Source organism: Actinomycetospora flava (assembly GCF_037400335.1).
Taxonomy (GTDB): domain Bacteria; phylum Actinomycetota; class Actinomycetes; order Mycobacteriales; family Pseudonocardiaceae; genus Actinomycetospora; species Actinomycetospora flava.
The window spans coordinates 354,927-378,314 of sequence record NZ_JBBEGM010000001.1; the positions used below are offsets into that span (position 1 = coordinate 354,927).

The 23,388-nt window shown below is 73.2% G+C and carries 19 protein-coding genes and 1 tRNA gene; 3 read left to right on the plus strand and 17 right to left on the minus strand.

Annotation, left to right across the window (positions count from 1 at the left end):
- Nucleotides 1–191: 191 nt before the first annotated feature.
- A complete protein-coding gene (gene rpsA, locus WCD58_RS01705; protein ID WP_337698896.1) occupies nucleotides 192–1,712 on the minus strand; it encodes a 30S ribosomal protein S1 in 1,521 nt (506 codons plus the stop codon).
- Between the two features lie 328 nt (nucleotides 1,713–2,040).
- Here rpsA and WCD58_RS01710 point away from each other — a divergent pair, with 328 nt between their 5' ends.
- On the plus strand, nucleotides 2,041–2,907 hold the full coding sequence (locus tag WCD58_RS01710; protein ID WP_337698897.1) for a class I SAM-dependent methyltransferase: 867 nt from the start codon (nucleotides 2,041–2,043) through the stop codon (nucleotides 2,905–2,907).
- Entirely contained in the window at nucleotides 2,904–3,875 is a 972-nt protein-coding gene (locus tag WCD58_RS01715) for a GNAT family N-acetyltransferase (RefSeq protein WP_337698898.1), read from the plus strand. Before WCD58_RS01710 ends, WCD58_RS01715 begins: the two co-directional genes overlap by 4 nt.
- A 5-nt stretch (nucleotides 3,876–3,880) precedes the next feature.
- On the opposite strand, the gene WCD58_RS01720 is transcribed toward WCD58_RS01715, so the two are convergent.
- From WCD58_RS01720 to polA, 7 genes are all read right to left on the minus strand, one after another.
- On the minus strand, nucleotides 3,881–4,486 hold the full coding sequence (locus tag WCD58_RS01720) for a GTP-binding protein (protein WP_337698899.1): 606 nt from the start codon (nucleotides 4,484–4,486) through the stop codon (nucleotides 3,881–3,883).
- A complete protein-coding gene (locus tag WCD58_RS01725) occupies nucleotides 4,467–4,847 on the minus strand; it encodes a DUF742 domain-containing protein (RefSeq protein ID WP_337698900.1) in 381 nt (126 codons plus the stop codon). The genes WCD58_RS01720 and WCD58_RS01725 overlap by 20 nt, the downstream gene beginning before the upstream one ends.
- Nucleotides 4,844–5,263: a roadblock/LC7 domain-containing protein gene (locus WCD58_RS01730; protein WP_337698901.1), complete on the minus strand. Its 420-nt coding sequence runs from the start codon at nucleotides 5,261–5,263 to the stop codon at nucleotides 4,844–4,846. The genes WCD58_RS01725 and WCD58_RS01730 overlap by 4 nt, the downstream gene beginning before the upstream one ends.
- The gene (locus tag WCD58_RS01735) at nucleotides 5,260–7,329 is read right to left on the minus strand and encodes an ATP-binding protein (protein ID WP_337698902.1); all 2,070 of its coding nucleotides are present in this window, start codon (nucleotides 7,327–7,329) and stop codon (nucleotides 5,260–5,262) included. The genes WCD58_RS01730 and WCD58_RS01735 overlap by 4 nt, the downstream gene beginning before the upstream one ends.
- A 434-nt stretch (nucleotides 7,330–7,763) precedes the next feature.
- The gene (locus WCD58_RS01740; protein WP_337698903.1) at nucleotides 7,764–8,609 is read right to left on the minus strand and encodes an NAD(P)-dependent oxidoreductase; all 846 of its coding nucleotides are present in this window, start codon (nucleotides 8,607–8,609) and stop codon (nucleotides 7,764–7,766) included.
- 11 nt (nucleotides 8,610–8,620) lie between these two features.
- A complete protein-coding gene (locus tag WCD58_RS01745; RefSeq protein ID WP_337698904.1) occupies nucleotides 8,621–10,111 on the minus strand; it encodes a flavin-containing monooxygenase in 1,491 nt (496 codons plus the stop codon).
- Between the two features lie 115 nt (nucleotides 10,112–10,226).
- The gene (gene polA, locus WCD58_RS01750) at nucleotides 10,227–12,983 is read right to left on the minus strand and encodes a DNA polymerase I (RefSeq protein WP_337698905.1); all 2,757 of its coding nucleotides are present in this window, start codon (nucleotides 12,981–12,983) and stop codon (nucleotides 10,227–10,229) included.
- Between the two features lie 81 nt (nucleotides 12,984–13,064).
- Here polA and WCD58_RS01755 point away from each other — a divergent pair, with 81 nt between their 5' ends.
- A complete protein-coding gene (locus WCD58_RS01755) occupies nucleotides 13,065–13,508 on the plus strand; it encodes a PaaI family thioesterase (RefSeq protein WP_337698906.1) in 444 nt (147 codons plus the stop codon).
- Nucleotides 13,509–13,533: 25 nt separating this feature from the next.
- Here WCD58_RS01755 and WCD58_RS01760 read toward each other — a convergent pair whose 3' ends face one another.
- The 9 genes from WCD58_RS01760 to WCD58_RS01800 all read right to left on the minus strand — a co-directional run bounded on the left by WCD58_RS01760 (nucleotide 13,534) and on the right by WCD58_RS01800 (nucleotide 23,382).
- Nucleotides 13,534–14,247 carry an ABC transporter ATP-binding protein gene (locus WCD58_RS01760; protein ID WP_337700772.1) on the minus strand — a complete coding sequence of 238 codons (714 nt, stop codon included), beginning with the start codon at nucleotides 14,245–14,247 and terminating at the stop codon, nucleotides 13,534–13,536.
- 2 nt (nucleotides 14,248–14,249) lie between these two features.
- On the minus strand, nucleotides 14,250–15,185 hold the full coding sequence (locus WCD58_RS01765; RefSeq protein ID WP_337698907.1) for an ABC transporter ATP-binding protein: 936 nt from the start codon (nucleotides 15,183–15,185) through the stop codon (nucleotides 14,250–14,252).
- Nucleotides 15,182–16,339 carry a branched-chain amino acid ABC transporter permease gene (locus WCD58_RS01770; protein WP_337700774.1) on the minus strand — a complete coding sequence of 386 codons (1,158 nt, stop codon included), beginning with the start codon at nucleotides 16,337–16,339 and terminating at the stop codon, nucleotides 15,182–15,184. The genes WCD58_RS01765 and WCD58_RS01770 overlap by 4 nt, the downstream gene beginning before the upstream one ends.
- An 8-nt stretch (nucleotides 16,340–16,347) precedes the next feature.
- Complete coding sequence (locus WCD58_RS01775; protein WP_337698908.1) at nucleotides 16,348–17,334, minus strand: branched-chain amino acid ABC transporter permease; 987 nt, start codon at nucleotides 17,332–17,334, stop codon at nucleotides 16,348–16,350.
- Nucleotides 17,335–17,536: 202 nt separating this feature from the next.
- Nucleotides 17,537–18,736, minus strand: a complete 1,200-nt coding sequence (locus tag WCD58_RS01780; protein ID WP_337698909.1) for a branched-chain amino acid ABC transporter substrate-binding protein — start codon at nucleotides 18,734–18,736, stop codon at nucleotides 17,537–17,539.
- A gap of 186 nt (nucleotides 18,737–18,922) precedes the next feature.
- Entirely contained in the window at nucleotides 18,923–20,077 is a 1,155-nt protein-coding gene (locus WCD58_RS01785; RefSeq protein ID WP_337698910.1) for a branched-chain amino acid ABC transporter substrate-binding protein, read from the minus strand.
- Nucleotides 20,078–20,309: 232 nt separating this feature from the next.
- On the minus strand, nucleotides 20,310–20,939 hold the full coding sequence (locus tag WCD58_RS01790; protein ID WP_337698911.1) for an ANTAR domain-containing response regulator: 630 nt from the start codon (nucleotides 20,937–20,939) through the stop codon (nucleotides 20,310–20,312).
- A gap of 208 nt (nucleotides 20,940–21,147) precedes the next feature.
- A tRNA-Leu gene (locus WCD58_RS01795) sits at nucleotides 21,148–21,222 on the minus strand.
- Nucleotides 21,223–21,636: 414 nt separating this feature from the next.
- Nucleotides 21,637–23,382: a GGDEF domain-containing protein gene (locus WCD58_RS01800; protein WP_337698912.1), complete on the minus strand. Its 1,746-nt coding sequence runs from the start codon at nucleotides 23,380–23,382 to the stop codon at nucleotides 21,637–21,639.
- Nucleotides 23,383–23,388 lie beyond the last annotated feature (6 nt).

Below are 23,388 nucleotides of genomic sequence, written 5' to 3' on the forward strand. Positions count from 1 at the left end.
GCGCCCGAGCGGCTCCGGTGGCGCGAGGGCGTCCCTCGCTGCCTCCCACGCACTCGAGGAGTCCCTCGCTCCACGGGGCGCGCCCGGCGCACGACGACGGGCCCCCACCCCGCGAGGGATGAGGGCCCGTCGGTCGAGCTCAGCGACCGGTGCTCGTGGGTCGAGCTCCGCTGCGCTTCGTCTCCCGCAGATCAGCCGCCGGAGAGCTTCTCGCGGAGAGCCGCGAGCTGGGCGTCGCTGGCCAGCGCGCCGCCGCCGGACTGCGAGGGCGGGCCCTGGCCCGGGTCCTCGTCGTCACGCTCGTCGGAGGCGTCGCCACCGTCGGACGGGCCGCCCGAGGAGTAGTTGGCCGGCGCGGCCTCGGCCGCCTCCGCCTCCTGCTCCTGGGTGCGCTGCAGCTGAGCGATGTGCTGCTCGTAGCGGGCGTAGGCCGCCTGGTACTGGCGCTCCCACTCCTCGCGCTGCGACTCGTACCCCTCGCGCCACTCGCCGGTGTCCGGGTCGAAGCCCTCGGGGTAGATGTAGTTGCCCGCGTCGTCGTACTCGGCCGCCATGCCGTAGAGCGCCGGGTCGAATTCGGTCTCCGGCGTCATGCCCTCGTTGGCCTGCTTGAGCGAGAGCGAGATGCGGCGACGGTCGAGGTCGATGTCGATGACCTTGACCATGACGTCGTTGCCGACCTGGACGACCTGCTCCGGCACCTCGACGTGGCGCTCGGCCAGCTCCGAGATGTGGACCAGGCCCTCGATGCCCTCGTCCACGCGGACGAACGCACCGAACGGCACCAGCTTCGTGACCTTGCCGGGCACGATCTGGCCGATCTGGTGGGTGCGGGCGAACTGGCGCCACGGGTCCTCCTGCGTCGCCTTCAGCGACAGGGAGACCCGCTCGCGGTCGAGGTCGACGTCGAGGACCTCGACCTTGACCTCCTGGCCCACCTCGACGACCTCGGACGGGTGGTCGATGTGCTTCCAGGACAGCTCGGAGACGTGGACCAGACCGTCGACGCCGCCGAGGTCGACGAACGCGCCGAAGTTGACGATCGACGAGACCTGGCCGGACCGGATCTGGCCCTTGGCGAGCTGGTTGAGGAACTCGCTGCGCACCGCCGACTGGGTCTGCTCCAGCCACGCACGGCGGGAGAGGACGACGTTGTTGCGGTTCTTGTCCAGCTCGATGATCTTGGCCTCGATCTCCTTGCCCACGTAGGGCTGGAGGTCGCGGACGCGGCGCATCTCGACCAGGGAGGCGGGGAGGAAGCCGCGGAGGCCGATGTCGAGGATGAGACCACCCTTGACGACCTCGATGACGGTGCCCTTGACGGGCTCGTCGTTGTCCTTGAGCTGCTCGATCGTGCCCCAGGCGCGCTCGTACTGCGCACGCTTCTTGGACAGGATCAGCCGGCCCTCCTTGTCCTCCTTCTGGAGGACGAGGGCTTCGACCTCGTCGCCGACGGCGACGACCTCGTTGGGGTCGACATCGTGCTTGATGGACAGCTCGCGCGAGGGGATGACGCCCTCGGTCTTGTAGCCGATGTCGAGCAGGACCTCGTCCCGGTCGACCTTCACGATGGTTCCTTCGACGATGTCGCCATCGTTGAAGTACTTGATCGTCTGGTCGATGGCGGCGAGGAAGTCCTCTTCCGACCCGATGTCGTTGATCGCGACCTGCGGGCTGGTCGACGTCGGGGCGGTGTGGGTGTCGATGGACATACGGTGGACGGCTCCGGGAACATGGTCAGATCGAGCGTGCAGGGACCCCACGTGGGGGCCGCCGTCCTGAACGCGCGCACCGTCGAGCCCGACGAACGCCGAGGTGGAGACGAGAATCGCCGCCCACCGCTGCCTGAGTAGCGGAACGCGGACAGGGCGAGACCACTCACGTGGACCTTCATCGTAACCGTGTCCGACACGGCCCGGCAATCGGGGCACCTCGTACCGGTCCCCGGCGTGTCGCAGGGCGAATCCACGGCGTGTCGCTCCCGCGGCGCCCCCGCGCGGGGGACGCGGACCCCGCATCCGGGCGTGTCAGGATGCCCCGGTGCCGAACCCGCCGCCGCCCCCTCACGCGGAGGAGCACGCGGAGGGGTCGTCGGCGGAGGTCGCGCTCGGTGCGGCGGGCGTCGCCCGGCGGGCGGTCGGGCCGGAGGAGTCGAGCGCCGCGAGCCGGGCCTGGTGGGACGCCGACGCCGACGACTACCAGGCCGAGCACGGCGCGTTCCTCGGCGACGACGACTTCGTCTGGTGCCCCGAGCGCCTGCGCGAGGCCGACGCGCACCTGCTCGGTGACCTCACCGGCGCCCGCGTCCTCGAGGTCGGGTGCGGCGCCGCCTCGTGCTCGCGGTGGCTCGCCGGCACCGGGGCGCGGGTCGTCGGGCTCGACCTCTCGGCCGGCATGCTGCGCCACGCCCGCGACGCCGACGCCCGCACCGGGGCGACCGTCCCGCTGGTGCAGGCCGACGCCGGCGCGATCCCGCTGCGCGACGGCAGCGTGGACGCCGCCTTCTCGGCCTTCGGCGCCGTCCCCTTCGTCGCCGACCCCGGCGCGGTGATGCGCGAGGTGGCGCGGGTGCTGCGCCCCGGCGGTCCCTGGGTGTTCGCCGTGAACCACCCCATGCGCTGGATGTTCCCCGACGACCCCGGCCCCGACGGCCTGACCGTGTCCCAGTCGTACTTCGACCGCACGCCCTACGCCGAGGTCGACGACGACGGCCGCGCGGTCTACGTCGAGCACCACCGCACGCTCGGCGACCGGGTCGCCGACGTCGTCCGCGCGGGCCTGGTGCTCGAGCGGTTGGTCGAGCCGGAATGGCCGGACGACCTCGACGCCGTGTGGGGCCAGTGGTCGCCGCTGCGGGGCCGGCTCTTCCCGGGCACGGCGATCTTCTGCTGCCGGAGACCCGCGTGATCGGCCGCTCGCGGGCCACGGGCCGCTCCCCCGAGCTCGTCCTCACCGAGCTGCTGCGCGACCAGCAGGCGCGCTTCGCCGAGATCGACGCCGGCCTGCCGCCGGCGGTGCTGCCCCCGCCCGGCGACGTGGTGGTCGTCGACACCGGCGCCGCGGGCGAGGCCGCCGCCGTCGTCACCCACCACAGCTGGCCCGCGGGCAGCGCTCCCCTGCTCTGGTCGGCGGCCGAGGTCACCGAGCTGCACCCGGTGCTCGGCCACTCCGGGCGCGCCGGCGCGGACGCGCTGGTCACCGAGTGGCTCGCCCGCATCCCCGCGCGGGTCCGCGCGGCGAACGACTCGGCCGCCGTGGTCACCTGGCCCAGCCGCGACGTCGCCGCGGCGCGCGCGTTCCTCGACCATGGGCTCGTGCCCCTCGCGGTGCTCGCCGTGCGCCCGCCCGGGCCGCTGCCCGCCGTCGCCGACCCCGACCCGGCGCTCGTCCTGCGCCCGGCCCGCGACGACGACCTCGACGCCTGCCTCGAGCTGGCCATGCACGAGATCGCCTACTCCAGCATGGTCGGCGGCAGCGTGCTGCGCCCCGACGCCGAGGCGGTGAAGCGCGCGGCCCTGCGCGAGCGCTGGCACCGCGGCGAGCCGATCTGGGTCGCCGAGCGCGACGCCCGGCTGGTCGGGCTGCTGGAGTGCGGCCTCACCGACGCCACCCCGGGCACCTGGCTCGCCGGCCTGCTGCCCGCCGGCCGGTGGGGCTACGTCAACTGTGCGTCGGTGCTGCCCGGCCTGCGCGGGCACGGGGTCGGGCACGCGCTCGTCACCGCCGCCCTGCCGACGCTCCAGCCGCCGGGCTCGCGGGGGACGTACCTGTACTACAACCCGCCGAACCCGGTGTCGTCGGTGTTCTGGCCCCGCCACGGCTACCGGCCGCTGTGGACGCTGTGGGAGGTCCGGCCGGCGTCGGCACTGCGCTGATCCCCTCAGCTGCGCGCCAGGGCGTGCTCGACGAGCACGATCAGCGCGCGGGTGCAGGAGTCGTCGTCACGGGCGTCGACGTGCACCAGCGGGCAGCCCGGCGGCACCGCCAGAGCGTCGCGCACGAGGTCGTCGTCGACGCCGTCGGTGCCCGGGAACTCGTTGAGGGCGACGACGAACGGCAGCCCCCGGTTCTCGAAGTAGTCGATCGCGGCGAAGCAGTCGTCGATGCGGCGCAGGTCGACGAGCACGACGGCGCCGACGGCCCCCCGCGACAGCTCGTCCCACATGAACCAGAACCGCGACTGGCCCGGGGTGCCGAACAGGTAGAGGACCAGGGAGTCGTCGATCGTGACGCGGCCGAAGTCCATGGCGACGGTCGTCGTGGTCTTCTCGGGGACGATGCTCGTGTCGTCGACACCGTCGGACAGGCTGGTCATCTGCTGCTCGGTCGACAGCGGCGGCACCTCCGAGAGGGCCCCGACCAGCGTCGTCTTGCCGACGCCGAAGCCGCCCGCGACGAGGATCTTCAGCGGGAGCAGGTCGCGGCGCGGCGCCTCGGCGACACCGCCGGCCGTACCCGCCCGATCGTCAGCGTGTACGGAGTCCATCGAGCAGCCTCTCCAGGAGTTCGCGTCGGGGGCGACCGTCCGTCCCGACCAGGGGCAGGTGCACAGCCAGGTGATCGTCGGCGGCGAGGTCGCTGACGAGGACGCGCGCGACGCCGACGGGGACGCCGAGCAGCGCGCCGATCTCGGCGAGCGACTGCGGCTCGGTGCTCGCCTCGACGATCGCCCGCGACTCGGGCGGCATCCCCGGTGCCTTCGCGAGGCCCAGCTCGGTGGCGGTCACCAGGGCCTCGATGGGCATGTCGCTCCCGGCGAGCGACCGGGTGCGGCCGCCGGTGAACGCGTAGTTCGGGACGACCCGCCCGCCGTCGGCCTGCGGTCGCTGGCGGCGGTCCACGCTCACGGCGCTGACGTGTCGCGACCGCGCCCGGCGGCCACGCCCGGGGTGAGGGCGTGGCCGACGCGCGCGGCGAGCAGGGTCATCTCGTAGCCGACGAGGCCCATGTCGGCGGACCGGTCGGTGACCACCGCCAGCGTGGAGCCCAGGCTGATCGACGTCGCGAACAGGTAGCCGCCGTCCATCTCGACGATCGTCTGCGTCACCGGCTCGGCGTCGATGAGCGTCGCGGTGCCCCGCGCCAGGCTCACGAGGCCGGACACCGCGGCGCAGAGCTGGTCGGCGAGGTGCGGGGCGACCCCGTCGCTGACGGCGAGGCGCAGCCCGTCGGCGGACACGACGAGGACGTGGAACACGCCCGGGGTGCCGTGGGCGAACTCCGAGAGCAGCCAGTCCAGTCCGCTGTCGGTCGGTGCACTCACGTCTGCCTCCCGGGGGTGCTCGACGGGGTCCCGTCGTCGGAGATCGCGGACCGCGCGGCGGCCCGGCTGGCCTGGTAGGCCGAGAGCGCGCTCATCGCGCCGCCCTCGCCGGGTGGCGCGGCCGGGCGGCCGGCGCCCGGTCCGGCACCCGGTCCGGCACCCGGTCCGGCGCCCGGTCCGGCACCGGGCGGCGTGGCGTGGGCGGCGGTCGCGGGGGTGGCCGCCGGGATGCCGGGGGTCCTGCGGATGAGCTCCGGCGCCAGGTGGGTCTGGGGCCGGCGGCGGGCGAGCACGAGGCCGTTCGGGCCGACCGCGACCGGGTCGTCCTCGTCCGAGCGGCGCGGGGCGGGGGCCGCGGGGGCGGCGGCCGCGGGTGCCTCCTCGTCGGCGGGGGCCGGCGGCGGCACGACGATCGGGTGGATCAGGCCCCGCCGGGCGGGGGCGGGCGGGACGTCCTCGAGCGTGGCGTGCGGGTCGCCGTCCCCGCCGGCGCCGTCGGCCGCGACGGGGACCTCGGGGGCGGCCGTCTCGTCCTCGGTGCCGGGCGCCGCGTGCGCACCGCGCCGCGCGCGCTCACCGTTCCCGCCGTGGCCGTTCTCCTGGTCCGGGCCCGTGCGCCCCGGCCAGGCGTGGCGGCCGTTGACGGGCACGGGACCGGAGACGGGCGCGGCGCCGTTGCCGCGCGCCGGGGTGCGCTCGCCGCCGTCGGCCGAGCCGCGGCGCGGGACCGGCACCGCGGAGGCCGGGACCCGCTCGAGGCCGCGATCACCGACCGCGGGCACGGTCGGCTCCGCGGCCAGCGCCTCGGCGAACAGGGCCGCCGGGAGCAGGAGGACGGCGGTGAGGCCGCACCCCGGGGTCGGGGTGAGCGAGACCCCGATGCCGTGGCGCTGCGCGAGGCGGGCGACGACGTGGAAGCCGAGGCGGCGCGCGGCCTCCGACACGTCGGCGTCCTGCGGCCGGGCCAGCAGCTCGTTGGCCGCGGCCAGCTCGGCGGGCGGCATGCCGATGCCCGTGTCCTCGATGACGAGCAGGTGCGCGCCCGGCGACCGGAGGTAGGCGCGGCTCTGGATCACCACGGGCGCCGAGGGCGGCGAGTAGCGGGCGGCGTTCTCCACGAGCTCGGCGATCATGTGCGTCAGGTCGGCGACCGTGCTGCCGGTGAGCCGCTGGCGCTCGTCGACGACGAGGGTGACGCGGTCGAGGTCCTCGGTCTCGGCGACGCCCGCGCGCACGACGTCGCGCAGAGCGACCGGCGCCGACCACACGCGCGCCGGCTGCTCGCCGGAGAGCACGAGCAGGCTCTCGGCGTTGCGGCGCACGCGGGTGGCGAGGTGGTCGAGCCGGAAGAGGTCGGCGAGCGCGTCGGGGTCGCGCTCGCGCTCCTCGAGATCGTTGATGATGTCCAGCTGCCGGTGGAACATGCTCTGGTTCCGGCGGGCGAGGTTCAGCAGCAGTTCGGACGTGAACTCCTGCTGGCGCACCTTCGAGTCGTGCAATTCCTTGGTGAGCTCGATGCGGCGCCGCTGCTCGTCCTGCGTGATCTTGACGAAGATCGCGACACCGGCGCACGCGAGGAGCACCGCGAAACCGTGGATCACCGACCACAGCCACGGCGAGTGCTGCGCGGCGTGGTGGTTGAAGAACAGCGTCGGCACCAGGATCGTGCCGAGGCCGTGGCTCACGGTCGTGAAGACGATGTTGACCACGAACGGCACCCAGTGCTGGTACAGCATCAGGAAACCGATGATCACGAAGAACGAGAAGTGTGCCTCGATGTAGCCGCCGGAGAGGATCACCAGGCCGCCGCACGACGCGGAGAGGCCCGCGGACACGAAGATCATCCCGGGCATCCGGCCGGGCACGAGCCAGCCGCCGGCCGCCGTGAGCAGGGGCACGAGGGCGACCAGGCCGGCGAACAGCAGCGAGTTGCCGACGGCGAGCCCGAACACCAGCAGGATCGGCGCGAGCGAGACCAGCACCCCGAGGAGGAAATGGTGACGCCGCTGCCAGGCCGCGTCGTCGACCATGTCCCCGCGGGGGAGGTAGTCCATGACACGGGTCATGCGGGCGATTTACCGTCCTCGGGTTCCGAGAGTGCTGTCGGACGAACGCCGCGGAACCGTACACGCGCCGTTCACCATGTCCGCGCGACGAAGGGGTATGCGTCCTTCTCTCGCCCACTCGGTCGTGCACGATGTGACGCAGCGCTGCAGACCCGGTGTCGTCCGGGACCGGACGACGCACATTCCCGGCGCCCGAACGGAGTGCCGCCCGCACGCCGTTCGGCCTCACCGGTCCTCGGCGCCCAGGCTGTGGAAAAAGGCTCCGAAAGAGTTCGCGGCTGCGCCGGGTGTGGGCGCGCCTCCGATGTGCGGAGCGATTCGCCCGCGCGTCCGGCCGGTCGCGCTGGCCCGAGCGGCGCACGGCGTCGCACGCGAACGCTTCGGACCCGGACGACCACGGCCCGTGACCCCGTGATCGCGCTCCGCCGACGGCCTCAGGCCGGTCCGCGGGGCCGCAGCCCGGCGGGATCGGTGAGATCGGCGGGGACCTCGTCGGGCTGCCGCGCGCCCCACTCGCTGGTCGCCAGGGCCCGGTAGACCGCGGCCAGCGCCTCCCCCGGCGCCGGGCTCATCCCGGCGTCGGCCTGGGTCGCGGCGATCTCGGTCATCTCGTCGACGAAGCGCCACGCCTTGGTCGCCGCGACGGCCGCCGTCGGCACGCCGGCGTCGGGGAAGCTCAGCCGCAGGTCGTCGACGACCGTGTCCAGCACACCGTGCTCGGCCGCGGTGACGAGCGCCTGCGCGAGCAGCGCCTGGTGGCCCTTGCGGACCGACGCCGTGCACATCTTCGCCGCGCTCGCCGCGCCGACCGGCCCGTCGAGCACCAGCCAGCGCACGCCAGGGGCGGTCAGCGCCGCGACCTCGGCGGCGCGCGGCCCGGACAGGAACACGCGCGTGGGCGCCACGGCGTCGGGGCGCGGCGGCGGGCCGGAGATCGCGCCGTCGACGACGTCGCCCGGCAGGTCGGCGGCGATCGCCGCGACGGTCGCGGGGGCGACGGCGTCCAGCTCGGCGACCAGCGGGCGCGCTCCGGTCCGTGCGCACGCCGCCGCGACGTCGGCACCCGCCGCGCGCGCCGAGCCGGGTGGCACCACGAGCAGCAGCACGTCGACGGCGGCGACGAGGCCGTCGAGGTCGCCGGCGTCGTCCAGGCCGTGCTCGCGGGCGCGCGCGACCGTCTCCGGGGAGCGGCCGGCGAGGCTCGCGAGGACCCGGTGCCCGCCGGCGGTCAGGCAGCCGCCGAGGGCCGCGCCCATGGCGCCGGGGGCGAGGACGCCCACGGTCGACATGCTCAGCCCGCCGCGCGCTCGGCCGCGGCCTCCCGCCGGGCGGACCTCGCCGGCACGAAGCGCATCGCGGCGTCGTCGACCCGGCTGCGGCGCAGCGCCACGGCGTCGACCGCGTAGTTCATCGCGAGCCGCCACGGCGCGCGGGTGCCCTGCTTCGGGAGCTCGTCGATCGAGCGCTGGACGTAGCCGGCGCCGAAGTCGAGGAACGGCGCCTCCTCGACCTCGGGGTCGCGCTCGGGCACCGCGACGCCGAGCCCGTGCTCGCGCAGGTGGCGCAGCAGCCGCACGACGTACTCGCCGACGAGGTCGACCTTGAGCGTCCAGGAGGCGTTGGTGTAGCCGATCATGTAGACGAGGTTCGGCACGCCGGAGAGCATCATGCCCTTGTACGCCATGGTGTCGGGCAGGTGCACCGGCTCGCCGTCGACGACGAGCTCGGCACCGCCGAACATCTGCAGTGTCAGGCCGGTGGCCGTGACGACGATGTCCGCCTCGAGCTCGCGGCCCGAGGCGAGCCGGATGCCGGTCTCGGTGAACGTGTCGACGGTGTCGGTGACGATCTCCGCGTCGCCGCGGCGGATCGCCCGGAACAGGTCGCCGTCCGGCACCATGCACATCCGCTGGTCCCACGGGTCGTAGCGCGGGTTGAAGTGGGTGTCGACGTCGTAGCCCTCGGGCAGCGCCGACTGCGTCGTCCGGCGCAGCAGGCCGCGGACGAAGCGCGGGAAGCGCTGGCTGATCTGGTAGAGCGCGATGATCTGGGCGATGTTCTTCGCGCGCGTGAGCGGGTCGGCGACCGCCCGGGGCAGCCAGCGCGAGAGCGTCGCGGCGACCGGGTCGGTGCGGCCGATCGACAGGACGTAGCTCGGCGAGCGCTGGAGCTGGGTGACGTGGGCGGCGGCGTTCTCCCCCTCGAGCATGGCGGGGACCAGCGTCACTGCCGTCGCCCCGCTGCCGATCACCACGACGCGCTTCCCGGCGTAGTCCAGCTCGGGGTCCCAGAGCTGCGGGTGCACGACCGTGCCGCCGAAGCGCTCCCTGCCCGGGAGGTCGGGCGTGTAGCCGTGGTCGTAGCGGTAGTAGCCCGAGCACATGAGCAGGAACGAGCAGGTCAGCGGCGCCTGCCCGGCGATCTCGAGGGTCCAGCGCTGGGCGTCGGAGTCCCAGGACGCGCGGGTGACGCGGTGCCCGTAACGGATCTTCCCCTCGACGTCGTACTCGCGCGCCGTGTCGCGCACGTACTCCAGGATCGACGGGCCGTCGGCCAGCGCCGTGGCGCTGCTCCACGGGCGGAAGCGGTAGCCGAGGGTGTGCATGTCCGAGTCCGAGCGGATGCCCGGATAGCGGAACAGGCTCCACGTGCCGCCCAGGTCCTCCCGCGCCTCCAGCACCGCGTAGCGGGTGCCGGGCAGGTCGCGCTCGAGGTGGCACGCGGTCCCGATGCCGGACAGGCCCGCACCGACGATGACGACGTCGAGATGCTCGGTACTCACGCGTACCACCCTAGCGCGTGGTACTCGTGCGTACCAGTCACAGTCCCCGACGGGTGGCGAGGGCCGCCAGGTCGGTCCGCGGCGAGGGCCCGGGCCGCGCACGCGGCCCGGGCGCTCAGTGCGCCGCCTGGTCCCAGGACCGCCCGAAGCCGACCGACACCTCGAGCGGGACGTCGAGCTCGAACGCCGCCCCCATCTCGCGGCGCACCAGCTCGGTGACCTGCTCCTTCTCCTCGGACGCGACCTCGAGCACGAGCTCGTCGTGCACCTGCAGGAGGATCCGTGACCGCAGACCCTCGTCGCGCAGCGCCTGGTGCACCCCGAGCATCGCGACCTTGATGATGTCGGCCGCGCTGCCCTGGATCGGGGCGTTCAGCGCCATCCGCTCGGCCATCTCGCGGCGCTGGCGGTTGTCGCTGGTGAGGTCGGGCAGGTAGCGCCGCCGCCCGAGGATCGAGGACGTGTAGCCGTCCTTGCCGGCCTGGATGACCACCTGGCGCAGGTAGTCGCGCACGCCGCCGAACCGTGCGAAGTACTCCTCCATCAGCTCCTTGGCCTCGTCGGTGGAGATCCGGAGCTGGGCGGAGAGCCCGTAGGCGGACAGGCCGTACGCCAGCCCGTAGTTCATCGCCTTGATCTTGGCGCGCTGCGCGGGATCGACCTCGTCCTCGCCGACCCCGAACACGCGCGCGGCCGTCGCCGAGTGGAAGTCGTAGCCCGACTGGAAGGCCTCGATGAGCGCGTCGTCGCGGGAGAGGTGCGCCATGATGCGCATCTCGATCTGCGAGTAGTCGACGGTCATGAGGTCGGAGAACGCGCCGTCGGCGGAGTCGGACCCGACGACGAACGTGTCGCGGATGCGCCGGCCCTCGGCGGTGCGCACCGGGATGTTCTGCAGGTTGGGCTCGGTGGAGCTCAGCCGCCCGGTGCGCGCAATGGTCTGGTTGAACGTGGTGTGGATGCGCCCGTCGTCGGACAGCGCGTCGAGCAGGCCCTTGACCGTCACCCGCAGCCGCGTCGCGTCGCGGTGCTCCAGCAGGTGTTCGAGGAAGGGGTGGGGGTTCGACTCGTTGAGGGTCTGCAGCGCGTCGGCGTCGGTGGTGTAGCCGGTCTTGGTGCGCTTGGTCTTCGGCATCTCGAGCTCGTCGAACAGCACGACCTGCAGCTGCTTCGGGGAGCCGAGGTTGATCTCCTTGCCGATGACGTCGTACGCCGACTGCGCCGCCGCCTGGACGCGGGCGCCGAACTGCGACTCGAGGTCGTGCAGGGCGCTGACGTCGACCGCGACGCCGGCGGCCTCGAGATCGGCGAGCACCGCGAGCAGCGGCAGCTCGAGCTCGGTGAGCAGGGCGGTGCCGCCGAGCTCGGCGAGGTCGGCGTCGAGCTTGTCGGCGAGGTCGATGACGGCGCGGGCGCGCAGCATCTCGGCCTGCGCGAGCGCGGTGTCGGCCTCCTCCTCGCCGCCGTCGAGCGTGAGCTGCTCGCTCCCGCCGCTCTCCTCGACCCGCAGCTCGCGGCGCAGGTAGCGCAGCGCGAGATCGGCGAGGTCGAAGCTGCGCTCGCCGGGGCGGGCGAGGTAGGCCGCGAGTGCGGTGTCGCTGGTGACGCCGTCGAGCGTCCAGCCCCGCGCGCGCACCGCGTGGATCGGCCCCTTGATCTCGTGGCCGGCCTTGGGGACATCGACGTCGGCGAGCCACGCCGCGAGCGCCTTCTCGTCGGACTCGTCCATCGCGTGGACGTCGAGGTAGGCCGTCTCGCCGTCGGCGGCGGCGAGCGCCACGCCCTCGAGATCGCCCGTGCCGTGCGCCCAGTGCCCCCGGAACGCGAGCCCGACCCGCGAGCCGTCGCGCGCGTGGTCGGTGAGCCAGTCGGCCACCGCGCCCGTCTCGAGCGCGGACCCGCGGACCTCGAAGCCCTCGTCCGCCTCGGGCTCGGGGGCCGTGAGCGTGGAGAACAGCCGCTCGCGCAGGACCCGGAACTCGAGCTGGTCGAACAGCTGGTGCACCGCGTCGCGGTCCCACTGCCGCACCACCAGGTCGTCCGGGCCCATGCCGATGCCCTCGACGTCGCGCACGAGCTCGGTGAGCTGGCGGTTGAGCACCACCGAGCTCAGGTGCTCGCGCAGCGCGTCGCCGGCCTTGCCGCGCACCTCGTCGACCCGGTCGACCAGCGCGTCGAGGGACCCGAACTCGCGGATCCACTTCTGCGCGGTCTTCTCCCCCACCCCCGGGATGCTCGGGAGGTTGTCGCTCGGGTCGCCGCGCAGGGCCGCGAAGTCCGGGTACTGCTCGGGGGTGAGCGTGTACCGCTCCATGACCTGCTCGGGCGTGTAGCGCACGAGATCGGACACGCCCTTGCGCGGGTAGAGCACGGTGACGTCGGGGCTGACCAGCTGGAACGCGTCGCGGTCGCCCGTACAGATCGACACCGACATCCCCTCCGCGACCGCCTGGGTGGTCAGCGTGGCGATGAGGTCGTCGGCCTCGTAGCCCTCCACCGCCAGCACCGGGATCGCCAACGCGGCGAGGATGTCCTTGATGAGGTCGATCTGGCCCCGGAACTCGTCCGGCGTCGAGCTGCGGTTGGCCTTGTACGCGGCGAAGGTCTCGGCGCGGAACGTCTGCCGCGAGACGTCGAAGGCCACCGCCAGGTGCGTCGGCTCCTCGTCGCGCAGCAGGTTGATGAGCATCGACGTGAAGCCGTAGACGGCGTTCGTCGTCTGCCCCGTGGTGGTGTTGAAGTTCTCCGTCGGCAGCGCGAAGAACGCCCGGTAGGCCAGTGAGTGCCCGTCGAGGAGCAGCAGCCGTGGCCGCCCGCCCGCCGGGGCGTCCGGGACGGTCTCGGGCTTGGTCTCAGTGCTGGTCGGAGCCACGTCGAGGAGTCTAGGCGCGACCCCCGACACACCCCGGCCGCCCGGGGAGCCGCGGCGCCGGGACCGCCCTACCCTGCGGGGATGACCAGCTCCCCGGCCCCCGAGTCCGCCGCGGTCCCCGACATCGAGGTCCAGTACCCCGACGAGCAGCTCGCCGCGAAGATGGGCATCGAGGTCACGGAGTGGACCAAGGACCGCGTCGTCGGCACCATGCCCGTCGCCGGCAACCGCCAGCCGTTCGGCCTCCTGCACGGCGGCGCCAACGGCGTCCTCGCCGAGACCCTCGGCTCGACCGCCGCGGCGATGCACGGGTGGCCGGAACGCCTGCCTGTCGGCCTGGAGCTCAGCTGCACGCACCACCGCTCCGCACTGGGCGGGAAGGTCACGGGCGTCTGCACCCCGCTCTCGGTCGGGCGCACCATCGGCACCTTCGAGATCGTGATCACCGACGACGAGGACCGCCGCGTGTGCACCGCGAAGCTCACCTGCGTCTACCGGAACCGTCCGCCGGGGTCGACGAGCTGACGCCCGTGATCACCACGGGCCGGCGCTAGCTCACGCCCAGGTACGCGTCCTGGATCGTCGGGTCCGCGAGGAGTTCGGCGCCCGTGCCCGAGCGGGTGACCTCGCCGGTCTCGAGCACGTAGGCCTCGTGCGCGAGCCCGAGGGCCTGGGTGGCGTTCTGCTCCACGAGCAGGACCGTGGTGCCCTGGGAGTTGATCTCCTCGATGACCCGGAAGATCTGGGCGATGAACTGCGGCGCGAGGCCCATCGACGGCTCGTCGAGCAGCAGCAGGCGCGGCTTCGCCATCAGCGCGCGGCCGATGGCGAGCATCTGCTGCTCGCCGCCCGAGAGCGTGCCCCCGGTCTGCGACCGGCGCTCAGACAGGCGCGGGAAGAGCTCGTAGACCCGTTCGAGGTCGGCCGCGAACTCCGGGCTGCGCCGGTCCTTGCGCACGTAGGCGCCCATGTCGATGTTCTCGGCGACCGTCATGCCCGGGAAGATCCCGCGGCCCTCGGGCACCTGGCAGATGCCCTTCACGACGCGCAGGTCGGCCCGGACCTTCGTGAGGTCCTCGCCGTCGAAGCGCATCGCCCCCGACTGCAGGCCGAGGATCCCGGAGATCGCCTTCATGGTCGTCGTCTTGCCGGCGCCGTTGGCCCCGATCAGGGCGACGATCTGGCCCTCCTCGACGCGCAGGGTGATCCCCCGCAGCGCCTGGATGCGGCCGTACGCGACGTTGACGTCGTCGAGCTCGAGCATGCTCACGACGGCTCCTCCCCTGGGGTCGCGGTGGCCTCCTCGTCGACGGCACCACCGAGGTAGGCCGAGATCACGGCGGGGTCGCGGCGGACGTCGTCGGGGAGCCCGTCGGCGATCTTGCGACCGAAGTCGAGCACGACGAGCCGGTCGGTCACGCCGAGGACGACGCGCATGTCGTGCTCGACGATCACCACCGTGTACCCGTCGTCGCGGATCTTCAGGATGAGCTCGGACAGCGCGTCCTTCTCGGTGGCCGAGAAGCCGGCCGCGGGCTCGTCGAGGCAGAGCACCTTCGGCTCGGTCGCCAGTGCCCGCGCGATCTCGAGCCGGCGCTGGTCGCCGTAGGGCAGCGCCGTCGCCTTGTCCGCCGCGCGGTGGGCGATCCCCACGAACTCCAGCAGCGCCATCGCCTTCTCGACGCCCTCGCGCTCCTCGCGGCGGTGGCGCGGGAGGCGCAGCAGCGCCCCCGGAATCGACGTGCGGTGCCGCGCGTCGGTGCCGACCACCACGTTCTCCAGGGCCGTCATCGCCCCGAACAGCCGGATGTTCTGGAACGTGCGGGCGATGCCGGTCTGGATGATCCGGTAACGCTTCATCGTCGCGAGCGAGCTGCCCTCGAGGCGGATGTCGCCCTCGGACGGCCGGTAGACCCCGGTCATGATGTTGAAGCAGGTGGTCTTGCCGGCGCCGTTGGGGCCGATCAGCCCCAGGATCTCGCCGCGCCGGACGTCGAAGGAGACGTTGTCCAGCGCGGTGAGGCCGCCGAAGCGGACCGTCAGCCCGTCGACGGCCAGCAGCGTCTCCCCCATGCCGACCGCGATCTCGCGGTCCGGCGCGACCGTGCCCGAGACCTCGGCCTCGTGCTCGGCACGGGCCGTCGCGTCCATGTGCTCGAGGTCGGTGAGCAGGCCCTCGGACGTCGGCTCCCCGGTGGTCATTCGCCACCCCCTCGCGGTGACGTGCCCGCGTGGTCGTCGGGTGTGGTCTCGGGCAGGTCGCCCTCCGCCCTCGTCGACGGCGTCATCCCGGTCGGGGCGACGCCGGTCCGTCTGCCGAAGAGCTTCTGGTAGGCCTCGCGCCCGTAGGCGAGCAGGTGCTGGCGCATCCCGAGCAGGCCCTGGGGCCGGAAGGCCATGAGCACCATCAGGGCCACACCGAACACCAGGAAGCGGTACTGCGGCTCGAACTGGAAGCGGTCGGGGATGTACGACACGAGGAACGCGCCGACGATGACGCCGACCTTGTTCCCCGCACCCCCCAGCACCACGGCGGCGAGGTAGAGGATCGACGTCGCCACGTCGAAGCGCTGGTTGTTGACGTAGCCGACCTGCGCCGCGAACAGCGAGCCCGACAGCCCGCCCACCGCGGCGCCGATCGCGAACGCCCAGATCTTGAAGCGGTAGGTCGGCACGCCGGTCAGCTCGGCGGCGTCCTCGTCCTCGCGCACCGCGATCCAGGCGCGGCCGACCCGGGACCGTTCCAGGTTCCCCATCAGCATCAGCACGATGACGATCAGACAGACCGCCAACCAGTAGAAACCCAGGACGTCGGTCTGCGTGAACACCGGCGACCCGTCGGGGTAGCTCAGCTCAGGGCGGGCGATGTTCTGGAAGCCCCGGTTGCCGCGCAGCGGGTCGATGTTGTCGGCGAGCAGCCGCACGATCTCGCCGAAGCCCAGCGTCACGATCGCGAGGTAGTCGCCGCGCAGCCGCAGCGTCGGCGTCCCGAGGATGACCCCGGAGATCATCGTGACCAGCATGGCGATCGGGACGATCACCAGCCACGGGTAGCGCACCCCGAGGATCGAGTCCGGGCTCGAGAGCAGCGCCGTGGTGTAGGCACCGATCGCGAAGAAGCCGACGTACCCGAGGTCGAGCAGGCCGGCCTGCCCGATGACCACGTTGAGGCCGATCGCGATCAGCGCGAGCACCGCCGCGTTGAACAGCGCGATCGGGAAGTCGGTGGCCGGCTCCGTCGTGATGATCGGCGGGTTGAGCACCGGCAGCCACAGCAGGAAGACCACGACCGGGATCAGCAGACCCCACTGCTGGAAACGGCTGCGGGCGTTCCAGAACGTCGAGACCTGCGCCATCCGTTCCCTCACGCCCGCGACCTCGCCAACGACTCGCCGAGGATGCCGGTCGGGCGGAACATCAGCACGACCACCAGCAGCACGAAGGCCACGATGTCACGCCAGTCGCCGCCGAACAGGCTCTGTCCGTAGTTCTCGGCCACACCGAGGATCAGGCCCCCGAGCAGCGCGCCGCGCAGGTTGCCGATCCCGCCGAGGACCGCGGCGGTGAACGCCTTGATGCCCAGCAGGAAGCCGCCGTTGTAGACCGCGCCCTGCGGGATGGTCATGAGGTAGAAGAGCCCGGCCGCGCCGGCGAGCACCCCGCCGACCATGAACGTGATCGTGATGACCCGCTCCCGGTTGACGCCCATGAGCGTCGCGGTGTTCGGGTCCTGCGCCACCGCGCGGATGCCGCGTCCGAGGCGCGTGCGGTTCACGAAGGTGTCCGCGACGAAGAACATCGCGAGCGAGGCCACGAAGATGATGATCTGCAGGTTCGTCACCGGCGCGCCGAAGATCGAGAACACCGGTGACGGCGGCAGCAGCCGGATCGTGCCCTCGGGGTTGGAGCCCCGCCAGATCCGGATGACCTGCTGCAGCACGAACGACGCGCCGATGGCGGTGATCAGGAACGCGAGGCGCGGCGCGTTGCGCCGCCGCAGTGGTCGGTAGGCCGTGCGTTCGAGCAGGATCGCGGCGAGGCCCGAGACGGCCATGCCGACCAGCCCGGCGACGATCAGGTCGATGATGATGAACCCGAGCGGCAGGTTGGGGATCGCGCCGGGTTCGAAGCCGAACGCCAGGAACGTCAGGTACACGCCGAACACCCCGAGGATGAAGATCTCGGAGTGCGCGAAGTTGATCAGCTGGAGCACGCCGTAGACCAGGGTGTACCCCAGCGCGACCAGGGCGTAGATGCTCCCGTAGGCCAGGCCGTTGACCGTGTTGGCCCAGAACCGGTCGATCAGCAGACCGACGTCGAAGTTGATCCAGGGCTCGGTGCTCGCGGCCAACGGCGCCGCGTGTGCGAGTACCGCGAAGGAGGAGATGACGCGCTCCCCGGGGCGTCGGGCGCCCGCAGGGGCGCAGAGGGTTCGAGTGGTGTCGCGGGATGGTGCCAGGCGGTCCTGTCGGCGTCACCGACACCGTCACCGACAGCCGCCGGCCGCGCCCCCTCCGCGACGATGCGGAGCGGACGCGGCCGGCGGTCGGAGATCAGATCTGGCTGTCGGTGACGATCTGGTTGCCCTGCACCCGGTACATGTAGACCGGGGTCTGGGTGAGCTCACCGGTCGGGCTCCACTGGAACCGCTTGGTGAGGCCCTGCCCGTTGTAGCTGCGCACGAAGTTCAGCAGCGCGGCCCGGTCCGCCGCACCACGGTCGATGCCCTGGAGCAGGATCGTGGTGGCGTCGTACCCCTCGGCCGAGTAGGTCTGCGGCGGGACGCCGAAGGCCTGCCGGTAGGCGTTGGTGAAGTCGGTGAAGCCCTCCTGCGGCACGCACGGGCAGGACAGCAGGGCACCGTCGGCGGCACCGGCCGCGTTGACGACGAACTGCTCGTCCTTCACGCCGTCCGGGCCGATGAACGGGGTCTGCACACCGGCGTCACGCAGCTGCTGGACCAGCGGCGAGGCCTCCTGGTAGTAGCCCGAGTAGAAGATCGCCTGCGGGTTGGCCTGCTGGACCTGGCCGATGACCGCGGAGAACTCGCGCTGGTTGGTGCGGACGTCCGCCTGGCAGGAGGCTGCCGGGCCGAGCGCCTGCGTGACCTGCTGGGCGAGCCCGATGCCGTAGTCGGAGTCGTCCTTGATGACGCAGACGTTCTGGGCGTTGAGCCGCTGCTGGATGTAGCGGGCGATCGCCGGACCCTGGACCGCGTCGTTGCCGAGACCGCGGAAGAAGTTCGTCCAGCCGTTCGTGGACAGCGCCGGGTTGGTGGCCGACGGGGTGATGTTCACGAGGCCGGCGGCGTTGAGGGCCGGGCCGACCGCCCGCGACTCGCCGGAGAACGGCAGGCCCACGATGCCCAGCACCTGCGGGTTGTTGATCACGGCCGTGACCGGGCCGACGGCGGTGTCCGGCGTGCCGCCGGTGTCCGCGCGCACCAGGGTGACCTGGCAGTTCGGGTTGGCCGCGTTGTGCTGGTCGACCGCGAGCTGCACCGCGTTGACGATCGCGATACCGAGGGCCGCGTTCTGTCCGGCGATGGTGCCGGTGTAGGCGATCGACGTGCCGGGGGCGCAGCGCCCCTGCCCGTCACCGGCCGGGAGAACCGCATCGGTGGGCTGGCTCGGTGCGCCCGCCTGCGAACCACCGCCCTGCTGCTGCCCGCCCCCCTGGTTGGCGCAGCCACTCAGGACCAGCGCCACCGCAGCCACGAGCGCACCCGCGGCCGCGAGCCGTCGTCGGAACACGTCCACCTCCGTCACCTGCCGTCAGGAATTCACGTCGGGTTCGCGTGATCGCTCGCCCGGTCGGGTGTGGAAGGTATAGGCGTGTGAGCCCCATCGCGCAAGCGGATGCGCCGTCGTATTCGGACCGTAACGCCCGAAGTCCTGCGGAGATCCGGTCCGGCGGCTCGTGGAGATCCGCCGGACGGCTCAGTCGGCCGGACCGAGGACGGTCCAGCGCCCGCCCTGCACGCGGTAGACGGTGACCGCGTCCGTGCTGACGTCGCCGAAGCGGTCGAACGACAGCGGGCCGGTGATCCCGTCGCCGTGGAAGCCCTGCACGGACCGCACGACGTCCGGTCGCAGCGCCGGACTCCACTCGCCGTCCTCGCCGAGGGCGCGGACGGTCGAGTCGACGAGGACGTTCGTCGCGTCGAAGGTCGACGCGCCGTACGACCCGATGCTCTCGGGGTAGCCCGCCTGCCGGTACGCCTCGACGAAGTCGCGTGCCGCCGGCAGCGTCTCGGGCGGCGGCCCGACCGACGTGCCCAGGTCCCCCTCGCGCCCGCCCGCGGTGACGTAACCGGGGTTCACGATGCCGTCACCGCCGACCACCGGCACGGACAGGGAGGCGAGCGCGGCCGACAGCGGCCCGCCCTCGGGGTACTCGCCGCCGTAGAAGACCGCGTCGGGGCGGGCGGCGGTGACCCGCGAGACGACCGCGTCGCGGCCCGTCCCCGGCGCCGCGGTCACCCGGGCGACGACCTGCCCGCCCTCGGTCGCGAGCTGCTTGGCGAACTCCTCGGCGATGCCCTCGCCGTAGGTCTTGCCGTCCGAGACGACGGCGACGCGGCGCTTGTTCTCGCTGCGCGTGAGGTAGCTGGCCGCGGCGGGGCCCTGGACGCCGTCGGTGGCGACGGTGCGGAAGAACGTCTGGTACTGGCGCAGCGGCGCGGTGACGGCGTTGGCGCCGCGGGTCAGCGACGTCGCGGTGCTCCCCGGGGAGATCTGGACGATCCCCGCGTCGCTCAGCACCGGCTGCACCGCCTGCGCGACCGACGAGTTGAAGGGCCCGAGCACGCCGATCAGCGAGGGGTCGCGCGCCAGCGTCGTGGCCGCGGCGGCGCCGGTCGCCGGGTCGGCGCGGTCGTCCTGGCTCTGCACGGCGAGGTGGTAGCCGGGGACGGCGCACCGGGCGTTGGCCTGCGAGACGGCCAGGTCCGCGGAGTTCTTCATGCCGAGCCCCACCGACGCGAGCTCGCCGGAGAGCGGGGCCACGAGACCGACGACGAGGGTGCCGCGGCTGGTGTCGCAGTCGCCGCCGTCGCCCGACGACCCGCCCGCTCCCCCGCAGGCCGCGAGCACCAGCGTGCACGCCGCAAGGGCTGCGACCGTCCCGCTCCGACGAAGCCGTCGCACTCGTCCGACCTCCTGGCGTGTCCCACCGTGCTCGCCCGCGTGGCGGGTGCCCACGGTAGGTCACGGCCGAGTGAGGGCCGCGCAGGGGACGGCACAGGCGCGTCCGTCCTGGTCAGCGCACCGGCGGGCGCGTGGGTGAGCGCATGTCACCCACCCGGGTGATGCACGCTGCGTAGCGTCAGCCGAAGGTCTCGACCACGGCGTCGGCGACGGCCCGCATCGTGGTGCGGCGGTCCATGGCGGTGCGCTGGATCCAGCGGAAGGCGTCGGGCTCCGACATCTTCTTCTTCGCCATGAGCAGGCCCTTGGCGCGCTCGACCGCCTTGCGGGTCTCCAGCCGCTCGGTGAGGCCGGCGACCTCCTCCTCGAGCGCCGCGACCTCGGCGTAGCGCGAGGCGGCCAGCTCGATGGCGGGCACCACGTCGGTCTTGGAGAACGGCTTGACCAGGTAGGCCATCGCGCCGGCGTCGCGCGCGGACTCGACGAGCTCGCGCTGGCTGAACGCGGTGAGCATGACGACGGGCGCCAGCCGCTCCCCCGCGATCGTGCGCGCGGCCTCGAGCCCGTCGGTGCCGGGCATCTTGATGTCCATCATGATCAGGTTCGGCCGGAGCTCGCGGGCGAGGCGCACGGCCTCCTCGCCGTCGCCGGCCTCGCCGACGACCTCGTAGCCCTCCTCGCGGAGCATCTCGACCAGGTCGAGGCGGATCAGCGCCTCGTCCTCGGCGACCACCACGCGCAGACCGGCCGGGGCCTCGGTGCCGGGAGCGCTCTCGGGCTCGCTGATGGTGTCGGCCGGCTGGCTCATGGCGGCTCCTGGTTCCTCGCCTCGGTGCGCCGCCCCTCGTCGGGCCGCCCCGGTGAGACCGCGGGAGGAACGGCCGACCCACCCCGGCAGGACACCGTCGGAGCAGGCCGTTTCGATTCAGGAGGATACCCGCCGAACCGCGTCCTCCCGACGGTGACGCTGGCTACGCGGCCCGGCGGTAACGCGTGACGGGTCACGGCCGACGCGGTGCCCCCGGTGGGACTCGAACCCACACTGTACGGATTTTGAATCCGCTGCCTGCTGCCGTTTGGGCTACGGGGGCCGACTGTCCGGCGTACAGCGACGCCCATCCCAGCCAGCGGCAGCATAGTCGGGGGCGTCGACGCCGTTCCGACCGCCGCGACCGGCACCGTACCCATGATCAGGACGGCTCCCGAGCTGCGGATCGTGCCGCTCGCCGGCGCGCCACCAGCCCGACACCGAAGCCGATCACGGCGGCGATGAGGTGCCCCACCGACGTGGAGTCGGGCCGGCGCCCGGTCCACTCGGCGCCGAGCAGCGGCCGGCCCGCGACGACGAGCGCCGACGAGTGCGGCCGGCACGGCCGCCCGCCGGGGCAGGAGCACCGTCGCGGCCGCCGCCGGGCCCGCGCCCGTGGCGGCGAGGACGACGTGGGTCCCGACGAGCGTCGCGAGGAACGCCGCCGTCACCGGGCCCGCGCGGACCCACGAGCCGATCACCCCGCGCGGTGGACGCGGTTGCGGCCGGCGTTCTTGGCCGCGTAGAGCGCGCGGTCGGCCTCGCTGAGCAGGGCCTCGCCGTCCCCGGCGTGCTCGGGCAGCCCGGCCACGCCGAACGAGGCCGTGAGCAACTGCTTGTCGCCGCGCCGGAAGTCCTCCTCGACGCGGACCCGAAGCCGCTCCGCCAGCGCCGTCGCCTCGTCGGGGCCGCCGCGCGGCACGAGGACCGCGAACTCCTCGCCGCCCCAGCGGTAGGCGACCTCGCCGTCGTGCACGGCCGCGCGCAGGACGCCCGCGACCTGCTGGAGCACGACGTCGCCCTGCTGGTGGCCGTAGCGGTCGTTGAGCTCCTTGAAGTGGTCGAGGTCCAGGATGATCACCGACATCGCGGTCGAGTACCTCTTGGCGTCGGACACCGCCCGCTCCAGGTCCACGCCGAGACGGCGGCGGTTGGCGAGCTGGGTGAGCGGGTCGAACTCCGAGAGCCGCTCGGTGGCCGCGTGCAGGCGACTCGCCTCGATCGCCGACCCGGCGAGGGTCGCGAGCATCTCCACCGACGACAGCCGCTGCCCGTCCACCTCGCCGTCGGGCGAGTCCCAGCACTCCACGACGCCGATCACCCGGGCGCCGACGACCATCGGGACCGCGACCGCCGGGTCCTCCCCCGCGCCGGGGTCCCCGCGCGAGATCTGGCCGTAGCGGGCCGAGCGCCCGACCACCCCGACGGCCAGCGGGCAGTCCTCCTCCATCGGGGAGACCGTCCCGCGGTCGGAGTCGTGCGCCAGCTCGAGCGCCGTGCCGTCGTCGAGCAGCAGCCACAGCAGGACGCGCCCGTCGGTGACCGCGACCGCGGCCTGCACGGTGGCGTCGATGACGTAGCGGGTGTTGAGGCTGCCCGCGATCTCGCGCGTCATGATCAGGATCGTGCGCAGCCGGTCGGTGCGGACCTGCAGGCGCTCGGCCTGCGCCGCCGCCTGCTCCTGCTGGGCGCGCAGGGCGACCGTCATCTCCGCGATGCCGTCGCGCAGCGCGACCAGCTCGGCGGAGCCCGCCACCGGCTCCGGGGGCGTCAGGCGTCCCTCGCCGATGCCCCGGACCGCGGCGAGCAGCCCGTCCACCGGGGCGACGACGTGCGCGAGGAGCCGTCGCCGCGCCCGCAGCGCGACCACCAGGGCGGCGGCCGCGACGAGGGCGGTCACGACGATGAGCGAGCGCTGGACCAGACGGACCATGGCTTCCTGGTCGTCGATCTCCGCGAGGAGCGCGGTCCGCGCGGCGCCGCTCGCGGCGCGGTAGTCGCCCATGAGCTGGTCGCCCCGGGCGACGAACCCGGGGATCCGGTCGGGGGGCACCGAGGACACCTGGCCGACCCAGCCGGCCTGCCACTCGCGCTGCGTCGTGACGAGGTCGAGGACCTTCGGGAAGACCCCCGGCAGGTCCAGGTACGCGAGCATCGCCCCCTCCGCCGCGGCGATCTCGGGGGCCCGCGACGCGGCCTGCGCGACGAAGTAGGGGTCGCGGGTCGCGAGGTAGGCGCGCAGGAGGGAGTCGGTGCCCATGACCGCGTCCTGGGAGTCCTCCAGCGCGAGGAGCCCGGTGCGCAGGTCGTCGCTCTCGGGGATCGTCACGAGGGCGGCCCAGGACAGGCGGCCCACGGAGATCACGACGACCACGAGGGCCGCGATCGCCACGACGGCGCCGAGACGCTGCACCTCGGTGACCAACCGCAGCGGAGGCGCCACGTCCGT